General features: G+C 63.4%; 19 protein-coding genes. 18 read left to right on the top strand and 1 reads right to left on the bottom strand.

The features are described 5' to 3' along the window. Nucleotides 1-155: 155 nt before the first annotated feature. The 6 genes from DN387_RS17965 to DN387_RS17940 all read left to right on the top strand — a co-directional run bounded on the left by DN387_RS17965 (nucleotide 156) and on the right by DN387_RS17940 (nucleotide 4,969). Nucleotides 156-1,097: a ketoacyl-ACP synthase III gene (locus DN387_RS17965; protein ID WP_054915639.1), complete on the top strand. Its 942-nt coding sequence runs from the start codon at nucleotides 156-158 to the stop codon at nucleotides 1,095-1,097. A gap of 268 nt (nucleotides 1,098-1,365) precedes the next feature. Beyond that, entirely contained in the window at nucleotides 1,366-2,214 is an 849-nt protein-coding gene (locus DN387_RS17960) for a flagellin domain-containing protein (RefSeq protein WP_054915638.1), read from the top strand. Between the two features lie 72 nt (nucleotides 2,215-2,286). Next, nucleotides 2,287-2,652, top strand: coding sequence for a flagellar protein FlaG (locus DN387_RS17955; RefSeq protein ID WP_054915637.1), 366 nt, complete (start codon nucleotides 2,287-2,289; stop codon nucleotides 2,650-2,652). A gap of 72 nt (nucleotides 2,653-2,724) precedes the next feature. Continuing rightward, nucleotides 2,725-4,134, top strand: coding sequence for a flagellar filament capping protein FliD (gene fliD / locus DN387_RS17950; RefSeq protein ID WP_054915636.1), 1,410 nt, complete (start codon nucleotides 2,725-2,727; stop codon nucleotides 4,132-4,134). A 133-nt stretch (nucleotides 4,135-4,267) separates the two neighbouring features. Further along, nucleotides 4,268-4,663, top strand: coding sequence for a flagellar export chaperone FliS (fliS, locus tag DN387_RS17945; protein ID WP_043861798.1), 396 nt, complete (start codon nucleotides 4,268-4,270; stop codon nucleotides 4,661-4,663). A gap of 9 nt (nucleotides 4,664-4,672) precedes the next feature. After that, nucleotides 4,673-4,969, top strand: a complete 297-nt coding sequence (locus DN387_RS17940) for a flagellar assembly protein FliT (RefSeq protein WP_043861799.1) — start codon at nucleotides 4,673-4,675, stop codon at nucleotides 4,967-4,969. 94 nt (nucleotides 4,970-5,063) lie between these two features. On the opposite strand, the gene DN387_RS26175 is transcribed toward DN387_RS17940, so the two are convergent. Next, nucleotides 5,064-5,252, bottom strand: coding sequence for a hypothetical protein (locus tag DN387_RS26175; protein ID WP_229590459.1), 189 nt, complete (start codon nucleotides 5,250-5,252; stop codon nucleotides 5,064-5,066). On the opposite strand from DN387_RS26175, the gene fleQ reads away from it, so the two are divergent. The 12 genes from fleQ to DN387_RS17875 all read left to right on the top strand — a co-directional run bounded on the left by fleQ (nucleotide 5,166) and on the right by DN387_RS17875 (nucleotide 17,883). Continuing rightward, nucleotides 5,166-6,617, top strand: a complete 1,452-nt coding sequence (gene fleQ / locus DN387_RS17930; protein ID WP_229590457.1) for a transcriptional regulator FleQ — start codon at nucleotides 5,166-5,168, stop codon at nucleotides 6,615-6,617. The genes DN387_RS26175 and fleQ overlap by 87 nt on opposite strands. Before the next feature lie 206 nt (nucleotides 6,618-6,823). After that, nucleotides 6,824-8,032, top strand: coding sequence for a PAS domain-containing sensor histidine kinase (locus DN387_RS17925; protein ID WP_054915635.1), 1,209 nt, complete (start codon nucleotides 6,824-6,826; stop codon nucleotides 8,030-8,032). Then, nucleotides 8,029-9,414, top strand: coding sequence for a sigma-54 dependent transcriptional regulator (locus DN387_RS17920; RefSeq protein ID WP_054915634.1), 1,386 nt, complete (start codon nucleotides 8,029-8,031; stop codon nucleotides 9,412-9,414). Before DN387_RS17925 ends, DN387_RS17920 begins: the two co-directional genes overlap by 4 nt. 116 nt (nucleotides 9,415-9,530) lie before the next feature. Beyond that, the gene (gene fliE / locus DN387_RS17915; RefSeq protein ID WP_043861803.1) at nucleotides 9,531-9,857 is read left to right on the top strand and encodes a flagellar hook-basal body complex protein FliE; all 327 of its coding nucleotides are present in this window, start codon (nucleotides 9,531-9,533) and stop codon (nucleotides 9,855-9,857) included. 15 nt (nucleotides 9,858-9,872) lie between these two features. Next, nucleotides 9,873-11,651: a flagellar basal-body MS-ring/collar protein FliF gene (gene fliF, locus DN387_RS17910; RefSeq protein ID WP_043861804.1), complete on the top strand. Its 1,779-nt coding sequence runs from the start codon at nucleotides 9,873-9,875 to the stop codon at nucleotides 11,649-11,651. Continuing rightward, nucleotides 11,644-12,663 carry a flagellar motor switch protein FliG gene (gene fliG / locus DN387_RS17905; RefSeq protein ID WP_043861805.1) on the top strand — a complete coding sequence of 340 codons (1,020 nt, stop codon included), beginning with the start codon at nucleotides 11,644-11,646 and terminating at the stop codon, nucleotides 12,661-12,663. Before fliF ends, fliG begins: the two co-directional genes overlap by 8 nt. Nucleotides 12,664-12,794: 131 nt before the next feature. Next, complete coding sequence (gene fliH, locus DN387_RS17900; protein ID WP_054915633.1) at nucleotides 12,795-13,577, top strand: flagellar assembly protein FliH; 783 nt, start codon at nucleotides 12,795-12,797, stop codon at nucleotides 13,575-13,577. Further along, entirely contained in the window at nucleotides 13,567-14,925 is a 1,359-nt protein-coding gene (gene fliI, locus DN387_RS17895; RefSeq protein ID WP_043861807.1) for a flagellar protein export ATPase FliI, read from the top strand. Before fliH ends, fliI begins: the two co-directional genes overlap by 11 nt. Nucleotides 14,926-14,931: 6 nt before the next feature. Next, nucleotides 14,932-15,384 (top strand): flagellar export protein FliJ, encoded by a 453-nt coding sequence (gene fliJ / locus DN387_RS17890; protein ID WP_043861808.1) that lies wholly within the window; start codon nucleotides 14,932-14,934, stop codon nucleotides 15,382-15,384. A gap of 90 nt (nucleotides 15,385-15,474) precedes the next feature. Further along, nucleotides 15,475-15,780, top strand: coding sequence for an STAS domain-containing protein (locus DN387_RS17885; RefSeq protein WP_043861809.1), 306 nt, complete (start codon nucleotides 15,475-15,477; stop codon nucleotides 15,778-15,780). Beyond that, nucleotides 15,777-17,492, top strand: a complete 1,716-nt coding sequence (locus DN387_RS17880; RefSeq protein ID WP_054915632.1) for a fused response regulator/phosphatase — start codon at nucleotides 15,777-15,779, stop codon at nucleotides 17,490-17,492. Before DN387_RS17885 ends, DN387_RS17880 begins: the two co-directional genes overlap by 4 nt. Nucleotides 17,493-17,517: 25 nt before the next feature. Then, nucleotides 17,518-17,883: an Hpt domain-containing protein gene (locus tag DN387_RS17875; RefSeq protein ID WP_043861811.1), complete on the top strand. Its 366-nt coding sequence runs from the start codon at nucleotides 17,518-17,520 to the stop codon at nucleotides 17,881-17,883. Nucleotides 17,884-17,945: the final 62 nt, after the last annotated feature.

Here is a 17,945-nt window from a genome sequence, read left to right as displayed (position 1 = left end):
TCGCGTACAATGCCGTGACTTGGCAGTCGAAACGTGCATCTCTAAGCTAATGAATCAGCGGGCGGTGCAGGTGGCCTGGAGCGGCGCTGCGTGAGATCCCTTGCCTGCAGGGGAGTGAGGCCCGTGAAAATCCGCATATCTATCGGGAAGCCACAATGATTGGCATCAAAAGTATCGCGAGTTACGTACCTGTCGAGGGTCTGAACAATTACGCCCAGGGTGCGAAATTCGGCAAGGATCAGGACTTCATTCTGGGCAAGATCGGTTCGACCTTTCTGCCGCGCAAGGAGGCAGGTCAGGAGACCTCGGACTTGTGTGTAGAGGCCGCCAAGGTCCTGTTCGCTGCCAATCCTTCGTTGTCCCCGGAGTCGATCGATGTGCTCATCGTGGTCACCCAGAACGGCGACGCCGAAGGGTTGCCGCACACTGCCGCGATCGTCCAGCACAAGCTTGGCCTGCCCACCCATGTGGCGGCCTTCGACATTTCCCTGGGCTGTTCCGGTTACGTCTACGGTCTTTATGCCATCAAGGGCTTCATGGAGGCGGCGGGGCTGAAGAACGGCCTGCTGATCACCGCCGATCCCTATTCCAAGATCGTCGATCCGGAAGATCGCAACACCACCATGCTGTTCGGTGATGCTGCCACGGTCACCTGGATGGGCGAGGACGCGGCCTGGCAACTGGGCAAATCGAGCTTTGGCACCGACGGTGGCGGCGCAGAGCACCTGAAGGTGAATGACGGGGTGTTCTTCATGAACGGTCGCCAGGTGTTCAACTTCGCGTTGCTCAAGGTACCTGCGCACCTGCGTCAGTTGCTCGAGGCGAGCAATCTGGGGGCCAACGACATCGACCTGTTCTGCATTCACCAGGGCAGTGCGGCAATCGTCGATGCCGTGGCGCGCCGCTTCGAGGAAGACAAGCCCGAAACCATCGAGAAATTCGTCAAGGACATGGTCGAGACCGGCAACACGGTGTCCTCGAGCATTCCGTTGCTGCTGGAAAAGCACGTACTGGGCACCCAGCACAGGCGTGTGGCCTTGAGCGGTTTTGGCGTGGGCCTGTCGTGGGGCTCGGCAATCATCGAGCGTCGGGACTGAACCGACCTCCCGTCTACAGAAGCGCTGCCTTGAAGGTGGCGCTTTTTTTTGCCTTTGCGGTATGCCACAACCAAGGCTGTGCCGCAGGGGCCATAAAGCTGGCGTCAAACCCTTGATTTCATTGGAGTGGCAGGGTGCCAGTAAAAATTTTCAAAAAACCCCTAAAGCAACCTGCACAGACGACGATAACTATTACGAAGGTTCTCTAGGCCACACCCGGCGCTTGCCAGGGCCGGAAGCCGCAATACCCACAAACGAGGAATTCGTCATGGCATTAACCGTAAACACCAACGTCACGTCGCTGAACGTTCAGAAAAACCTGAACCGCGCTTCCGACGCCCTGAGCACCTCGATGACTCGCCTGTCTTCCGGCCTGAAAATCAACAGCGCCAAAGACGACGCCGCTGGCCTGCAGATCGCTACCCGTATGACCTCGCAGATCCGCGGTCAGACCATGGCAATCAAAAACGCCAACGACGGTATCTCGATCGCCCAGACCGCTGAAGGCGCGATGCAAGAGCAGGTCAACATCCTGCAGCGTATGCGTGAACTGGCTCTGCAATCGCGAAACGACTCGAACGATTCGGACAACCGTGACTCGCTGAACTCCGAGTTCGCTCAGATGCGTGACGAGCTGACCCGTATCGCTCAGTCCACCCAGCTGAACGGCAAGAACCTGCTGGACGGTTCCGCCAGCACCATGACCTTCCAGGTCGGTTCGGAAACCGGTGGCATCAACCAGATCAGCATCGACCTGACCGGCAAGTACCTGGCCAGCGACCTGGGTATCACCAACGCCATCACCATCGCCGGTAGCGACAGCGCCACTGCCGAGACCAACTTCTCGGCTGCAATGGACGCGATCGATGCTGCGGTCAAGACCATCGGTGAAGGCCGTGCTGCACTGGGTGCCGTTCAGAACCGTCTGACCAGCACCATCAACAACCTGCAGAACATCAACGAAAACGCCGACGCTGCCCGTGGTCGTGTACAAGATACCGACTTCGCTGCCGAGACCGCTCAGCTGACCAAGCAGCAGACTCTGCAACAAGCTTCGACTTCGGTTCTGGCCCAGGCCAACCAGCTGCCATCCGCCGTACTGAAACTGCTTCAGTAATCGCCTGATGGTTATCGGCGGGGGAGTGCACCTGTGGCGCTCCCCCGCCTTTTGCATTGAGAGGTGGTTGGCATGGATATGAGCGTCAAGCTGAACCTGTCCTACCAGGCTGCAAAGCCTGTGGAGCAGCCCACCGAGCGCCCTGCGGTCAAGCCCGTGGAGGCTGTCGAATCCATCAAGCCAGCGAAGGAAAGCGCCGACAGCGGCCTGCCCGAAGCTGAGAAGGTCAAGAACGCGCTCAAGGACATCGAGAAGTTTCTCGCCTCGTCGCGTCGCAATCTCGAATTTTCCACGGATGAAGAATCCGGCCGAATTGTAGTTAAAGTCATCGCCAGTGAAACCGGTGAGCTGATCCGCCAACTTCCTTCGGAAGAGGCGTTGAGAATTGCCCACAGTCTGAGCGATGTTAACAGCCTGCTGTTCAACGCCAAGGTCTGATGCTGGCGTCCGAGCAGCACGTTCGCTAGCCTTGATCGGCTAGGGGCGGCGCGCAACCAAGAGGGAATAGCAATGGCGAGTTCAATTTTACCGGGCACCGGTCTGGGTTCTGGGGTCGATATCAACAAGATCGTCAGCACGCTGGTGGCGTCTGAAACCGATCCGAAAGCCAACCAGATCAAACGCCAGACTGCCAACAACTCGGCCATGCTTTCTGGTGTCGCATCGCTCAAGAGCGCGCTGTCTGTCTATCAGGCGGCGATGAAGAAGCTCAATGATCCCCTCGCGCCGTCGTTCAATGCCTATGCGGCAACGTCCAGCAACGACGCCGCGATCAAGGCAACCTCCAACAATACCGCGGTGCCTGGTACCTACACGATCCGTGTCGACAACCTGGCCACCTCGTCCAAGGTGGCCAGCCAGAACTTCGACACCGGCGCCACCACGCCGATTCCCGAAGGTGACCTGCTGATTACCCGGGACGGTGTCACCCACACCGTCAAGGTCGGCCCTGGTGCAACCTTGCAGTCCGTGCGCGACACCATCAACTCGTCGCTGTCCGAGAAAGGCATCACTGCCAACCTGGTCAATGGTGCAGACGGTTCGCGCCTGGTGTTCAGTTCGACCAAGACCGGTGAGGGTACGGACATTTCCGTCGACGGCACCATCGACGCGCTCAAGATCGCGCCGGGCGAGAAGATGGTTGGTGACGGTGCCGGCTACATCGGTGAGCCGGCCAAGGACGCAAAACTGTACGTCGACGGCCTGCCGGTCACGAGCAAGAGCAATACCGTCACCGGTGCCATCAGTGGCATCAGCCTGGACCTGCTTCAGGCAACCGGCCCCGACGACAGCAAGGCTGTACAGGTTACGGTGGGCGAGAACACCGATGGCCTGAAAAAATCGGTGCAGGCCTATGTCGATGCCTATAACACCCTGATCAAGGCGGTCACCAACCTGACCTCCGTGAGCAAGGATGCCGATGGCAACACCGTGCTGGGCCCGTTGACCAACGACCCGACCACCCGTTCGCTGCTGAGCGACCTGCGCAGCCAATTGGCGACAGAGTCGGACGGTACCCGCCTGACCACCCTCAGCCAGCTGGGCATCAACACCCAGAAGGACGGTACCCTCGAGTTCAACTCCGTCAAGTACGACGCCGCGATGAAGGACAAGAAGCTCGGTGCCGACGTGCAGGAGCTTTTCACCGGCAAGAATGGCGTGTTCGCGCACATGAACAAGGCGATCGAACCGTACCTGCAGACCGGTGGCATTCTCGACTCGCGCAAGAACGGCCTGGACAGGCTGCAGAAAGACCTCGAGAACCAGCAGGAGGCCCTGGATCGGCGCATTGCGTCGCTGACCGAGTCGCTGACCAAACGCTACGTGGCCATGGATACCCTGGTCGGCAAGCTCGAGGCGCAGCGCAAGAACATTGCCTCGATGTTCGCCTCGATCGAAGCGCAGCAGAAGAACTCCTGATAGCAGGGGCCGCAAAAAAGCCCGGCAGCACCCCTTCGGGTGCTCCGGGCTTTTCGTTTTCGGGGTTAAAGTTTTTTGACCCGCAGGCGATACAGGCGGTATATGAACCTTTTCGTTTGTTACGAGGTAGAACATGAACCCTATGTTGGCCCTTCGGCAGTACCAGAAAGTCAACGGCGTGGCGCAGACCTCCGAGGCCAGCCCGCACCGTCTCGTGCAGATGCTCATGCAGGGCGGGCTGGATCGCATCGCGCAGGCCAAAGGTGCAATCGCGCGCAATGACCTGGCCCAGAAGGGCATCCTGATCGGCAAGGCCATCGGGATCATCGGCGGTCTGCGCGAAGGGCTCGACCTCGAAAACCAGGCCGAGGCACTGGCCGACATCGATGGGCTGTACGCCTACATGAGCAGGCGCCTGGTCGAGGCCAACGTGCAGAACGACCCGGAGATCCTCAATGAAGTCGCACGCCTGCTGATTACCGTCAAGGAAGGTTGGGACGCGATCGGCGATCAGGTCGCCGACGTCTAGGAGAACGCCATGAGTGCCGTGCTCGAACGTATCGAACAAACCCGCGAAGCCCTGCTCGGGGCATTGGCCAGCCGCGACTGGGAAACGATCACCGAACTGGACCTGAGCTGCCGTGTTTGCGTCGAGGACGTACTGGCCGAGGCATCGACCAATGAACAGGTTCTGCGCACCAGTCTTGAGGAGTTGCTCGACGTCTACCGCCAACTAATTGATGTTGCAAGTGGTGAACGTCAAACAATAGTCGACGAGATGACGCAGATCCGCCAAGCGAAAAACGCCGCAAAGGTATACCATCTGTTCAGCTGACGCTGGACGGTTCGAAAATGCAGTGCGCCATAAATTTGACTGTGTACGATTTTTTGACTTAACTAGTGGCTGTTTTCTAATTTCAGACGTCCGATCACTGACCGCTCCAGTCGGAATGGATGTCGAGCATGCCCACATTGGGTGTCGAGTTGACTAGGGAAGTTTCGATTGCATGTGGCGTGAAACCAAAATTCTCCTGATCGATGACGATGACGCTCGCCGCCGCGACCTGGCGGTGGTGTTGAATTTTCTTGGCGAAGAAAATCTTTCCTGCTCCAGCCACGATTGGCAGCAGGTCGTTCAGTCGTTGTCATCCAGCCGTGAAGTACTCTGTGTCCTGGTCGGCACCGTGAACGCTCCGGCAAGCCTTTTGGGCTTGCTTAAGACCGTGGCTGCCTGGGATGAGTTCCTTCCGGTATTGCTGTTGGGTGAAATATCATCTGCCGAGTTGCCCGAGGACCTGCGCCGCCGGGTGCTTTCCAACCTGGAGATGCCGCCCAGCTACAGCAAGCTGCTCGATTCGCTGCACCGTGCCCAGGTCTATCGCGAGATGTACGACCAGGCCCGCGAGCGCGGTCGTCAGCGTGAGCCCAACCTGTTCCGTAGCCTGGTCGGTACCAGCCGCGCCATCCAGCATGTGCGCCAGATGATGCAGCAGGTGGCCGACACCGACGCCAGCGTGCTGATCCTCGGCGAGTCGGGTACGGGCAAGGAAGTGGTCGCGCGCAACCTGCACTACCATTCCAAGCGCCGTGAAGCGCCGTTTGTGCCGGTCAACTGCGGCGCGATCCCGGCCGAGCTGCTCGAAAGCGAACTGTTCGGTCACGAGAAGGGGGCGTTCACCGGCGCCATCACCAGCCGTGCCGGGCGTTTCGAGCTGGCCAATGGCGGCACCCTGTTCCTCGACGAAATCGGCGACATGCCGCTGCCGATGCAGGTCAAGCTGCTGCGCGTGCTGCAGGAGCGCACCTTCGAGCGTGTGGGCAGCAACAAGACCCAGAGCATCGATGTGCGCATCATCGCCGCCACTCACAAGAACCTCGAGAGCATGATCGAGGTGGGCAGCTTTCGCGAAGACCTGTACTACCGCCTCAATGTGTTCCCGATCGAGATGGCCCCGCTGCGTGAGCGGGTCGAAGACATTCCGCTGCTGATGAACGAGTTGATCTCGCGCATGGAGCACGAGAAGCGGGGGTCGATCCGCTTCAATTCCGCCGCGATCATGTCGCTGTGCCGCCATGGCTGGCCGGGCAACGTGCGCGAGCTGGCGAACCTGGTGGAGCGCATGGCGATCATGCACCCGTATGGCGTGATCGGCGTGTCCGAGCTGCCGAAGAAGTTCCGCTACGTCGATGATGAAGACGAGCAACTGGTCGACAGCCTGCGCTCGGACCTGGAAGAGCGCGTGGCAATCAACGGCCATACGCCCAATTTCAGCAACCATGCGATGTTGCCGCCCGAAGGTCTTGACCTCAAGGACTACCTGGGCAGCCTCGAGCAGGGCCTGATCCAGCAGGCGCTGGACGATGCCAACGGTATCGTGGCGCGTGCCGCAGAGCGCCTGCGCATCCGCCGCACCACGCTGGTGGAAAAAATGCGCAAGTACGGCATGAGCCGTCGCGATGGAGACGAACAGGCGGAGGATTGACGCCTGCTTCCTGCCGGCAGGCCCCGACCGGGGCCTGCCGAACGCAATACCCCTATTTTCCACAGGGCTGTAAAGCCTGCCCTTGCTGGCTTTGGGCGGCGCGCCGCTGCTGCTGGCAACCCCCCGTCAAAGTATCCGGCACGGCTATTGCTATACCGCTGGCAACATACCGTTTTATGACGGTGAGCCATGCGAGAGAGCAACCCATGCCCCACGCCGCCCACATCCCCGCCGCCGAGCCCAGGCGTTCTGACGCCGCCGAACAGCAGAGTCGTCAGGGGCTCGAGCAGGCGTTTGCCCTTTTCGACCAGGTGTCGACCCAACTGAGCCAGTCCTACAACCTGCTCGAGGCCCGTGTCACCGAGCTCAAGGGGGAGTTGGCCGTGGTCAGTGCGCAGCGCATGGCGGAGCTGGCGGAGAAGGAGCGACTGGCCAACCGCCTGCAGAACCTGCTGTCGCTGTTGCCCGGCGGGGTGATCGTGATCGACGGCCAGGGCCGCGTGCGCGAGGCCAACCCGGCCGCCGTCGAACTGCTGGGCCAGCCGCTGGTGGGCGAGCTGTGGCGTCAGGTGATCGCCCGCAGCTTTGCGCCGCGCGAGGACGACGGCCACGAAGTGTCGCTGCGCGATGGTCGCCGCCTGTCGATCGCTACCCGCTCGCTGGATGCCGAGCCGGGCCAGCTGGTGCTGTTGACCGATCTCACCGAAACCCGCCACCTGCAAAGCCAGCTGGCGCGGCACGAGCGCCTGTCGACCCTGGGGCGAATGGTGGCCTCGCTGGCGCATCAGATCCGCACGCCACTGTCGGCCGCCTTGCTGTATGCCAGTCACCTGGCCGAGCAGGACCTGCCGCTGGACACCCGTCAGCGTTTTGCCGGCAGCCTCAAGGAGCGTCTGCACGAACTCGAGCACCAGGTACGCGACATGCTGGTGTTCGCCCGCGGCGAACTGCCGCTGACCGACCGTGTGACCCCCAAGGCGTTGTTCCAGGCGCTGCAGCAGGCCGCGCAGGTACATGTACAGGGGCATGCTGTGCGCTGGCAGTGCGACAGCCACCTGGGCGAATTGCTGTGCAACCGCGACACCCTGGTGGGGGCGCTGCTCAATCTCATTGAAAACGCCCTGCAGGCCGCGCCCGGCGCTGCTCGGCTCAAGGTACACCTGTATCGTCGCGGGCAGAGCCTGCGCCTGTGCATCAGCGATGCCGGGCCGGGCATCGACAGTGCATTGCTGGCGCGCCTGGGCGAGCCGTTCCTGACCACCAAGGCCACTGGCACCGGGCTTGGCCTGGCGGTGGTGATGGCGGTTGCCCGAGCACACCAGGGCACCGTGCAGCTGCGCTCGCGCCCCGGGCGCGGTACCTGCGCGCTGGTGACCCTGCCGCTGATCGGCGCACCGCTGGAGGCAACGGCATGAGGGCGATCAAGGTTCTGCTGGTCGAGGATGACCGCGTACTGCGCCAGGCCCTGGCCGATACCCTGGAGCTGGGTGGCTTTGCCTATCACGCGGTGGGCTCGGCCGAAGAAGCGCTGGAAGTGGCGGCCAGTCAGCCCTTCAGCCTGGTGGTCAGCGACGTCAACATGCCGGGCATGGACGGCCACCAGTTGCTGGCCGCGTTGCGGGCCCGCCAGCCGCAGTTGCCGGTGTTGCTGATGACCGCGCACGCCGCCGTTGAGCGTGCAGTGGATGCGATGCGCCAGGGCGCTGCGGACTATCTGGTCAAGCCCTTCGAGCCGCGCGCTTTGCTCGACCTGGTGGCCCGTCATGCCCTGGGCGTTGCCAGCGGCGCGGACGCCGACGGTCCGGTGGCGCGCGAGCCTGCCAGTGCGCAGTTGCTCGAACTGGCCGCGCGGGTGGCGCGCAGTGATTCCACCGTGCTGATTTCCGGCGAATCGGGCACCGGCAAGGAGGTGCTGGCGCGCTACATTCACCAGCAGTCCCTGCGTGCCGACCAGCCATTCGTGGCCATCAACTGCGCCGCCATCCCCGACAACATGCTCGAAGCGACGTTGTTCGGACATGAAAAGGGCTCGTTCACCGGGGCGATAGCCGCCCAGCCAGGCAAGTTCGAGCAGGCCGACGGTGGCACGCTGCTGCTCGACGAGATTTCCGAAATGCCGCTGGGGCTGCAGGCCAAGCTGCTGCGAGTGCTGCAGGAGCGCGAGGTCGAGCGGGTAGGCGGGCGCAAGCCGATCGCGCTGGACATCCGCGTGGTCGCCACCACCAACCGCGACCTTGCCGGCGAAGTGGCGGCGGGGCGGTTTCGCGAAGACCTGTTCTATCGCCTGTCGGTGTTCCCGCTGGCCTGGCGACCGCTGCGCGAGCGCAGCGCCGACATTCTGCCGCTGGCCGAGCGTCTGCTGGCGCGACACGTCAATAAAATGAAGCATGCCCCCGTGCGCCTGTCGGCCCAGGCCCAGGCCTGCCTGCAAGGCTATCCGTGGCCGGGTAACGTGCGCGAGCTGGACAACGCCATCCAGCGGGCGCTGATCCTGCAGCAGGGCGGGGTGATCGAGGCGGCGGACTTCTGCCTGGCCGGGGTGCTGCCGCTGCTGGCGGCATCGCCCGTAGAGCCGGTGCCGGTGCTGGCCGAGCCGTCCGAGCCAGCCGGGCTGGGGGATGATCTGCGCCGCCACGAGTTCCAGATGATCATCGATACCCTGCGCGCCGAGCGCGGGCGCCGCAAGGAGGCTGCCGAGCGTCTGGGCATCAGCCCGCGCACCTTGCGCTACAAGCTGGCACAGATGCGTGATGCCGGCCTGGATGTGGAGGCGAGTCTCTACGCCAGCGGCGTGTGACGCTGTAACCGGTCGTTTTTGTTGGTCCTGTGGGTAGAGCTGGCACTCTTGTTGCTAAGTTCTGCCTGTCCGCTGCGTAGTGTCAAAAAAATGCGGGTCGTCGGAGAGAAGAGTCAATGAGCCAAGGTGTTGAATTTAATCGATTGATGTTGGACATGCGGGCCATGCAGGCGGACGCCATGTCGATGTCGAAGGCTGCCCCTGCGCCAGAGCTTGGCTCGAGCGGTTTTGCCGACATGCTTGGCCAGGCCATCAACAAGGTCAGCGATACCCAGCAGGCGTCCACCCAGTTGGCCAACGCCTTCGAGATCGGCAAGAGCGGCGTCGACCTTACCGACGTGATGATCGCCTCGCAGAAGGCCAGCGTGTCGTTCCAGGCCTTGACCCAGGTGCGCAACAAGCTGGTGCAGGCGTATCAAGACATCATGCAGATGCCGGTATAAGGGCGAGATTGAGTCATGGCCGAAGCAGTCGTTGATAACGTGCCCGCCAAAGGCAGCCCGGCGCCCAAGCCGCCGCTGTTCGGCATGTCCTTTCTGGAAAACATCGCAGAGATGCCCATGCTGCGTCAGGTCGGCCTGCTGGTCGGGTTGGCGGCGAGCGTGGCGATCGGCTTTGCCGTGGTGCTGTGGTCGCAGCAGCCCGACTACCGCCCGCTGTACCCAAGCCTTGCCGGCATGGACACCAAGCAGGTCATGGACACCCTGTCCGCTGCCGACATCGCCTACAACGTCGAGCCCAGCTCCGGGGCGCTGCTGGTCAAGTCCGAAGACCTCTCCCGTGCGCGCCTGAAACTTGCCGCGGCCGGCGTGGCGCCAGGCGACGGCAACGTCGGCTTCGAGCTGCTCGACAAGGAGCAGGGGCTGGGCACCAGCCAGTTCATGGAGGCCACCCGTTATCGTCGCGGCCTGGAAGGTGAACTGGCGCGTACCATCTCCAGCCTGAACAACGTCAAGGGTGCCCGCGTGCACCTGGCCATCCCGAAAAGCTCGGTGTTCGTGCGCGACGAGCGCAAGCCCAGTGCCTCGGTACTGGTCGAGCTGTATTCGGGGCGTGGCCTCGAGCCCGGCCAGGTGGCGGCCATCGTCAACCTGGTGGCGTCCAGCGTTCCGGAGCTGAACAAGTCCCAGGTGACCGTGGTCGACCAGAAGGGCAACCTGCTGTCCGACCAGGGCGAGAACTCCGAGCTGACCATGGCCGGCAAGCAGTTCGACTACAGCCGCCGCATGGAAGGCATGCTCACCCAGCGCGTGCACAACATTCTGTTGCCGGTGCTGGGCAACGACCGCTACAAGGCCGAAGTCTCCGCCGACGTCGACTTCAGTGCGGTCGAGTCCACCTCCGAACAGTTCAACCCCGACCAGCCTGCCTTGCGCAGCGAGCAGTCGGTGAACGAACAACGCTCCAGCAGCATGGGCCCGCAGGGCGTGCCTGGTGCCCTGAGCAACCAGCCACCCGGCCCGGCCACTGCGCCACAGCAGACCGGTCAGGCACAGGCTGCCGCGGGCATGGTGCAACCAGGCCAGCCGCTGCTGGACGCCAACGGCCAGCAGATCATGGACCCGGCCACCGGCCAGCCGATGCTCGCACCGTACCCGGCCGACAAGCGTCAGCAGTCGACCAAGAACTTCGAACTGGACCGTTCCATCAGCCACACCCGCCAGCAGCAGGGGCGCCTGAGCCGCCTGTCGGTCGCGGTGGTGGTCGACGACCAGGTCAAGCTCGACCCGGCCACTGGCGAGTCGACACGCGCCCCATGGGGGGCCGAAGACCTGGCGCGCTTCACGCGCCTGGTGCAGGACGCCGTCGGCTTCGATGCCAGCCGCGGTGACAGCGTCAGCGTGATCAACGTGCCATTCGCCGCCGACCGTGGCGAAGTGTTCACCGAGATTCCGTTCTACCAGCAACCGTGGTTTTGGGACATCATCAAGCAGGTCATGGGCGTGCTGTTCATCCTGGTGCTGGTGTTCGGCGTGCTGCGCCCGGTGCTCAACAACATCACCGGCAACGGCAAGCAGGGCGCCGGTGCCGATGGCGACATGGAGCTGGGCGGCATGCTCGGTCTGGATGGCGATCTGGCCAACGACCGCGTCAGCCTGGGTGGTCCGCAAAGCATTCTGTTGCCTAGCCCGAGCGAGGGTTACGACGCTCAGCTGAACGCAATCAAGAGCCTGGTGGCCGAAGACCCGGGTCGTGTGGCCCAGGTCGTGAAAGAGTGGATCAACGCCGATGAGTGATAATCGAGCCCTTACCGCCAAACTGACCCGTGTCGACAAGGCGGCCATCCTGCTGCTGTCGCTGGGTGAAACCGATGCGGCGCAGGTGTTGCGCCACATGGGCCCAAAGGAAGTGCAGCGGGTCGGCGTGGCCATGGCGCAGATGGGCAACGTCCATCGCGAACAGGTCGAGCAGGTGATGAGCGAGTTCGTCGAGATCGTCGGCGACCAGACCAGCCTGGGTGTCGGCTCTGACGGCTACATCCGCAAGATGCTCACCCAGGCCCTGGGCGAGGACAAGGCCAACGGCCTGATCGACCGCATCCTGCTGGGTGGCAACACCAGCGGCCTGGACAGCCTGAAGTGGATGGAGCCGCGTGCCGTGGCCGACGTGATCCGCTACGAGCACCCGCAGATCCAGGCCATCGTGGTGGCCTACCTGGACCCCGACCAGGCCGGTGAGGTGCTGGGCAACTTCGATCACAAGGTGCGCCTGGACATCATCCTGCGCGTCTCCTCGCTCAACACCGTGCAGCCGGCGGCGCTCAAGGAGCTCAACCAGATTCTGGAGAAGCAGTTCTCGGGCAACTCCAACGCGGCGCGTACCACACTGGGCGGTATCAAGCGCGCGGCCGACATCATGAACTTCCTCGACAGTTCGGTCGAAGGCCAGCTGATGGACGCGATTCGCGACGTCGACGGCGAGCTGTCCGAGCAGATCGAAGACCTCATGTTCGTCTTCAACAACCTGGCCGATGTCGACGACCGCGGTATCCAGGCGCTGTTGCGCGAGGTGTCCTCGGACGTGCTGGTGGTGTCGCTCAAGGGCGCCGACGAGAAGGTCAAGGACAAGATCTTCAAGAACATGTCCAAGCGGGCTTCCGAGCTGCTGCGTGACGACCTCGAGGCCAAGGGCCCGGTGCGGGTCAGCGACGTGGAAACGGCGCAGAAAGAGATCCTCACCATTGCCCGGCGCATGGCCGAAGCCGGCGAGATCGTGCTCGGCGGCAAGGGCGCCGAAGAAATGATCTAAAGCCGTTCGCCGGTTCCGGCTCCTCCACAGGAGCCGGCCTTGCCGGCGGATGCCTCAACGCGGTACCCGCCGGTGCCTGGCGGCCGCATCGCCGACCACCCCGGCGCCTACCCAATTGAACGCGTGGAATCATGTCGACCAACGAGCACCTGAGTGAACTGATCCCCGCCCGCGACGTCGAGGGCTTCGACCGCTGGGCGCTGCCCAGCTTCGACCCGGAGCCGGAACCCGAGCCCGAACCCGAGCCGGAAATCGTCGAGGAAGTCGAAGAAGTGCCGCTGGAAGAAGTCCAGCCGCTGACCCTCGAAGAGCTCGAAAGCATTCGCCAGGAAGCCTACAACGAAGGCTTTGCCACCGGCGAGCGCGAAGGGTTTCACAGCACCCAGCTCAAGGTCCGCCAGGAGGCCGAAGTGGCCCTGAGCGCCAAGCTGGCGAGCCTGGAGCAGCTGATGGGCCACCTGCTCGACCCGATCGCCGAGCAGGACAACCAGATCGAGAAGGCCCTGGTGCACATGGTCAGCCGCATCACCCGCGAGGTGATCGGGCGTGAGCTGGCAACCGACTCCAGCCAGATCACTCACGTGCTGCGCGAGGCCCTCAAGCTGCTGCCGATGGGCGCCGAAAACATCCGCATTCATGTCAATCCGCAGGACTTCGAGCTGGCCAAGGCCTTGCGCGAGCGTCATGAGGAAAACTGGCGCCTGCTCGAAGACGACGCCCTGTTGCCCGGTGGTTGCCGCATCGAGACGTTGCACAGCCGTATCGACGCCACCGTCGAGACCCGCATCGAAAAGGCCATGACCCAGTTGTTCGACCAGTTGCATGACCAGGGCCTGCACCCTGCCGCGCCAGACTTGCACGTCGACCTTGCTGGCGACGCGGGCACCCGCGAGGCCACGCCCGATGCGCCTTGACCGCACCAGCTTCGGCAAGCGCCTGGGCACCTATGCCGAGGCCGTAAGCCTGCCGGCGCAGCCGGTGGTGGAGGGGCGGTTGTTGCGCATGGTCGGCCTGACCCTGGAGGCCGAAGGCCTGCGCGCTGCCGTCGGCAGCCGCTGCCTGGTGATCAACGACGACAGCTACCATCCGGTGCAGGTCGAGGCCGAGGTCATGGGCTTTGCCGGTGACCGGGTATTTCTCATGCCGGTGGGCAGCGTTGCCGGCATCGCGCCCGGTGCGCGGGTGGTGCCGCTGGCCGAAAGCGGCCGCCTGCCGATGGGCATGAGCATGCTCGGTCGCGTGCTGGATGGTGCCGGCCGGGCGCTGGATGGCAAGGGCGGGATGAAGGCCGAGGACTGGGTGCCGATGGACGGCCCCACCATCAACCCACTCAACCGCGACCCCATCAGCCAGCCGCTGGACGTGGGCATTCGCAGCATCAATGGCCTGTTGACGGTGGGCCGTGGCCAGCGCCTGGGCCTGTTCGCCGGTACCGGCGTGGGCAAGAGTGTGCTGCTGGGCATGATGACCCGTTTCACCGAGGCCGACATCATCGTGGTGGGGCTGATCGGTGAGCGGGGGCGCGAGGTCAAGGAGTTCATCGAGCACATCCTGGGCGAGGAGGGCATCAAGCGTTCGGTGGTGGTGGCATCCCCTGCCGATGATGCACCGCTGATGCGCCTGCGCGCCGCCATGTACTGCACGCGGATCGCCGAGTACTTTCGCGACAAGGGCAAGAACGTGCTGTTGCTGATGGATTCGCTGACCCGTTTCGCCCAGGCCCAGCGGGAAATCGCCCTGGCCATCGGCGAGCCGCCAGCCACCAAGGGCTATCCGCCTTCTGTGTTCGCCAAGCTGCCCAAGCTGGTGGAGCGCGCCGGCAACGGCGAGGCCGGTGGTGGCTCGATCACCGCCTTCTACACCGTGTTGTCCGAAGGCGACGACCAGCAGGACCCGATTGCCGACTCCGCGCGGGGCGTACTCGACGGCCATATCGTGCTGTCCCGGCGCCTGGCCGAAGAGGGGCATTACCCGGCCATCGATATCGAGGCTTCGATCAGCCGGGTCATGCCGCAGGTGGTCAGCCCCGAGCAGATGACCCAGGCCCAGCAGTTCAAGCAGCTCTGGTCGCGCCTGTCGCAAAGCCGCGACCTGATCAGCGTGGGTGCCTATGTGGCTGGCGGCGACCGCGAGACGGACCTGGCGATTTCCCTGCAACCCAAGCTGGTGCAGTACCTGCGCCAGGGGCTCAATGAAAACGTCAGCCATGAGCAGAGCCGCGATGAACTGGCGGCGGTGTTCGCCCCAGCGGCTTCGGGCTGATAACCGATGGCCCTGCCAAGTCGTGCCGCGCGCCTGGTGCCGGTGGTGGAGATGGCCGAGGAGGCCGAGCGCAAGGCTGTGCAGCGCCTCGGGCATTTCCAGCAGCAGGTGAGCATGGCCGAAACCAAGCTCCGGGAACTGGACCAGTTTCGCAGCGAGTACCAGAACCAGTGGATGGAAAAGGGCGGCCAGGGCGTTTCAGGCAGCTGGCTGCTGGGCTATCAGCGCTTTCTCAGCCAGCTGGACACCGCCGTGGCCCAGCAACACCAGAGCCTGGTGTGGCACCAGACCAACCTCAACAACGCACGGGCCACCTGGCAGCAGGCCTACGCCCGGGTCGAGGGCCTGCGCAAGCTGGTACAGCGCTACCGCGATGAAGCCCGCATGCTCGAGGACAAGCGCGAGCAGAAGCTGCTCGACGAATTGTCCCAGCGATTGCCGCGCCACGATCGCTTCTAGCACGGCATTGGTCGGCGCAGGTTGCCCAGGGGCGGGCGGGCTGCTAAACCTGTGGTGTCTGCAATCGCCATGATCGAAGGAGTCGAGCATATGGCCGTGGAGCACGATCTATCGCCGGATGGGAACAGCCTGACGATCAGGGTCAAGGGACGGTTCGATTTCGGCAAGCACCAGGCGTTTCGTGAATGCTACGAGCGCGAGCCAGTACCTTCCAAGGGCGTGGTCGTCGACTTGAAGGACGCCACCTATCTCGACAGCTCCGCCCTGGGCATGCTCCTGCTGCTGCGTGACCACGCCGGCGGCGACGATGCGTATATACGGGTGATCAACGCCAGCTCCGACGTTCGCAAGATCCTCGCCATCTCCAATTTCGACAAGCTGTTCGAGATCACTTGAGCGACCTCGTGAACGAGCAGTCGTCGCTGACCGTGCTGATTGCCGAAGATGGCGCCACCGACCGCCTGTTGCTGGCGCGCATCGTGCGCGAGCAGGGGCATTCGGTGATCACGGCCGAGAACGGTGCGCAGGCAGTGGCGCTGTTTGCCGAGCTGCGTCCGCAACTGGTGCTGCTCGACGCGCTGATGCCGGTGATGGACGGCTTCGAGGCGGCTCGCCAGATCAAGCTGATGGCTGGCCAGGCGCTGGTGCCGATCATCTTTCTTACCTCGCTGAGTGAGGAGCAGGCCCTGGTGCGTTGCCTGGAGGCTGGTGGCGACGACTTTCTGCCCAAGCCTTATCGCCCGGTGATCCTTGCCGCCAAGATCAAGGCGATGGATCGCCTGCGTCGCCTGCAGGCGACCGTGCTGGAGCAGCGCGACGAGCTGGCGCGCCACCACGGTCACCTGCTCAACGAGCAGCGGGTGGCCAAGGCGGTGTTCGATCAGGTCACGCACTCGGGGTGCCTGAATGCGCCGAACATCCGCTACCTGCAATCTCCCTATGCGCTGTTCAACGGCGACCTGCTGCTGGCGGCGTTCACGCCGACCGGTGAAATGCATGTGCTGCTTGGCGACTTCACTGGCCATGGCCTGCCGGCTGCAGTGGGCGCCATGCCGTTGGCCGAGGTGTTCTACGGCATGACCGCCAAGGGCTACGGCCTGGCCGAAACCTTGCGCGAGATGAACGCCAAGCTCAAGCGCATCCTGCCGGTCGACATGTTCTGCTGCGCAATGATGCTCAGCCTGAGTTTTGAGCGGCGCCTGGTCGAGGTATGGAACGGCGGCATGCCGGACGGCTACCTGCTGCCCGCGGCCGGTGGCGAGCCCCAGGCGCTGGTGTCGCGGCACTTGCCCTTGGGGGTGCTGGCGCCGGAGCGTTTCGACGAGCACCCCGAGGTGGTGTCGCTGGCGTTGGGGGATCGCCTGTTCCTGCTGTCCGATGGGGTGGTGGATACCTGCGACCAGGATGAGCAGCTGTTCGGGGTGGAACGCCTGCGCCAGGTGTTTGCGCGCAACCGTGCGCCGCAGCACCTGTTCGAGGATGTGCTGCAGGCGCTCGAAGACTTTCGCGGCCAGTCCCGCGACGATGTCAGCATGCTCGAGATCAGTGTGGTCGAGCCACAGACACTGGCCCCGCCGCCGCTGGTGTATTCGGACAGCGGCCAGTCCAGCCCGCTGGACTGGTCGCTGTCGTTCGAGTTTCGGGCGCAGACCCTCAAACGCTTCAACCCCTTGCCCTATCTGTTGCAGGTACTGCAGGAAATACACGGCCTGCGCCCCCAGAGCGGTGCGCTGCACAGCGTGCTCAACGAGCTCTACACCAATGCACTGGAGCACGGTGTGCTGGCCCTCGACTCGGCCCTCAAGCGCGACGCCCAGGGGTTTGCCGCCTATTATCAGGAGCGCAGCCGACGCCTGCAGGCATTGCAGGAGGGTTACATACGCTTGCACCTTCAGGTTGAACCCGTAGCGGGTGGCGGGCGTCTGGTGATTGAGATCGAAGATAGCGGCAGTGGCTTCGATGTGGGTACAGTGCTGGCCCGACCGGTGTTGGAGCAGCGGTTGTGCGGGCGTGGCCTGAGCCTGATCCGGCGTTTGAGCCGTCACGCCGAATGGGCCGACGGAGGGCGCAGGGCCCGCGTGGAGTTCGCCTGGGTGGCTCTGGCATAATTGAACTTGATCAAGGAGTGAGCAAGTGTCCGATCAGCGTATCGATAACAAGGTAGTGGGCGAGTTGCGGGAGGTCATGGGTAGCCAGTATGCCGAGTTGCTGGAGACCTTCCTGGCCGATTGCGAAAAGCGCATGGTGCAACTGCGCGACGCCCGCTCCCCCCGGCAGCTGAGTGAGGCTGCCCACAGTTTCAAGGGTAGCTGCAGCAACATGGGCGCCACCGACCTGGCCGAGTTGTGTCGGCAGCTGGAAGTGCGCGTGATGGAGCAGCCGGCACACGGCATCGAGGACCTGATCAGCCAGATCAGGTGCGAGTACCTCGAAGTGCGTCCCTTCTATGTCGCCGAGTTGGAGCGCGTGTCGCCGCAGGCGGCCAGGCATCCTGTGTAGCGCAAACCTGGCGCGACTCTTGCAGTCTCTTCGCTATTCAAGTTCGCGCTTCTGTAGTGGAG

Source organism: Pseudomonas sp. FBF18, assembly GCF_024261405.1.
In the GTDB taxonomy this organism is placed as follows: Bacteria; Pseudomonadota; Gammaproteobacteria; order Pseudomonadales; family Pseudomonadaceae; genus Aquipseudomonas; species Aquipseudomonas palmensis.
This window is presented reverse-complemented; position numbering and strand designations above follow the sequence as displayed.

Coding starts and splice junctions, on each gene's coding strand:
- DN387_RS17965 (WP_054915639.1), top strand. CDS start 156: ATGATTGGCATCAAAAGTATCGCGAGTTACGTACCTGTCGAGGGTCTG.
- DN387_RS17960 (WP_054915638.1), top strand. CDS start 1,366: ATGGCATTAACCGTAAACACCAACGTCACGTCGCTGAACGTTCAGAAA.
- DN387_RS17955 (WP_054915637.1), top strand. CDS start 2,287: ATGGATATGAGCGTCAAGCTGAACCTGTCCTACCAGGCTGCAAAGCCT.
- fliD (WP_054915636.1), top strand. CDS start 2,725: ATGGCGAGTTCAATTTTACCGGGCACCGGTCTGGGTTCTGGGGTCGAT.
- fliS (WP_043861798.1), top strand. CDS start 4,268: ATGAACCCTATGTTGGCCCTTCGGCAGTACCAGAAAGTCAACGGCGTG.
- DN387_RS17940 (WP_043861799.1), top strand. CDS start 4,673: ATGAGTGCCGTGCTCGAACGTATCGAACAAACCCGCGAAGCCCTGCTC.
- DN387_RS17925 (WP_054915635.1), top strand. CDS start 6,824: ATGCCCCACGCCGCCCACATCCCCGCCGCCGAGCCCAGGCGTTCTGAC.
- DN387_RS17920 (WP_054915634.1), top strand. CDS start 8,029: ATGAGGGCGATCAAGGTTCTGCTGGTCGAGGATGACCGCGTACTGCGC.
- fliE (WP_043861803.1), top strand. CDS start 9,531: ATGAGCCAAGGTGTTGAATTTAATCGATTGATGTTGGACATGCGGGCC.
- fliF (WP_043861804.1), top strand. CDS start 9,873: ATGGCCGAAGCAGTCGTTGATAACGTGCCCGCCAAAGGCAGCCCGGCG.
- fliG (WP_043861805.1), top strand. CDS start 11,644: ATGAGTGATAATCGAGCCCTTACCGCCAAACTGACCCGTGTCGACAAG.
- fliH (WP_054915633.1), top strand. CDS start 12,795: ATGTCGACCAACGAGCACCTGAGTGAACTGATCCCCGCCCGCGACGTC.
- fliI (WP_043861807.1), top strand. CDS start 13,567: ATGCGCCTTGACCGCACCAGCTTCGGCAAGCGCCTGGGCACCTATGCC.
- fliJ (WP_043861808.1), top strand. CDS start 14,932: ATGGCCCTGCCAAGTCGTGCCGCGCGCCTGGTGCCGGTGGTGGAGATG.
- DN387_RS17885 (WP_043861809.1), top strand. CDS start 15,475: ATGGCCGTGGAGCACGATCTATCGCCGGATGGGAACAGCCTGACGATC.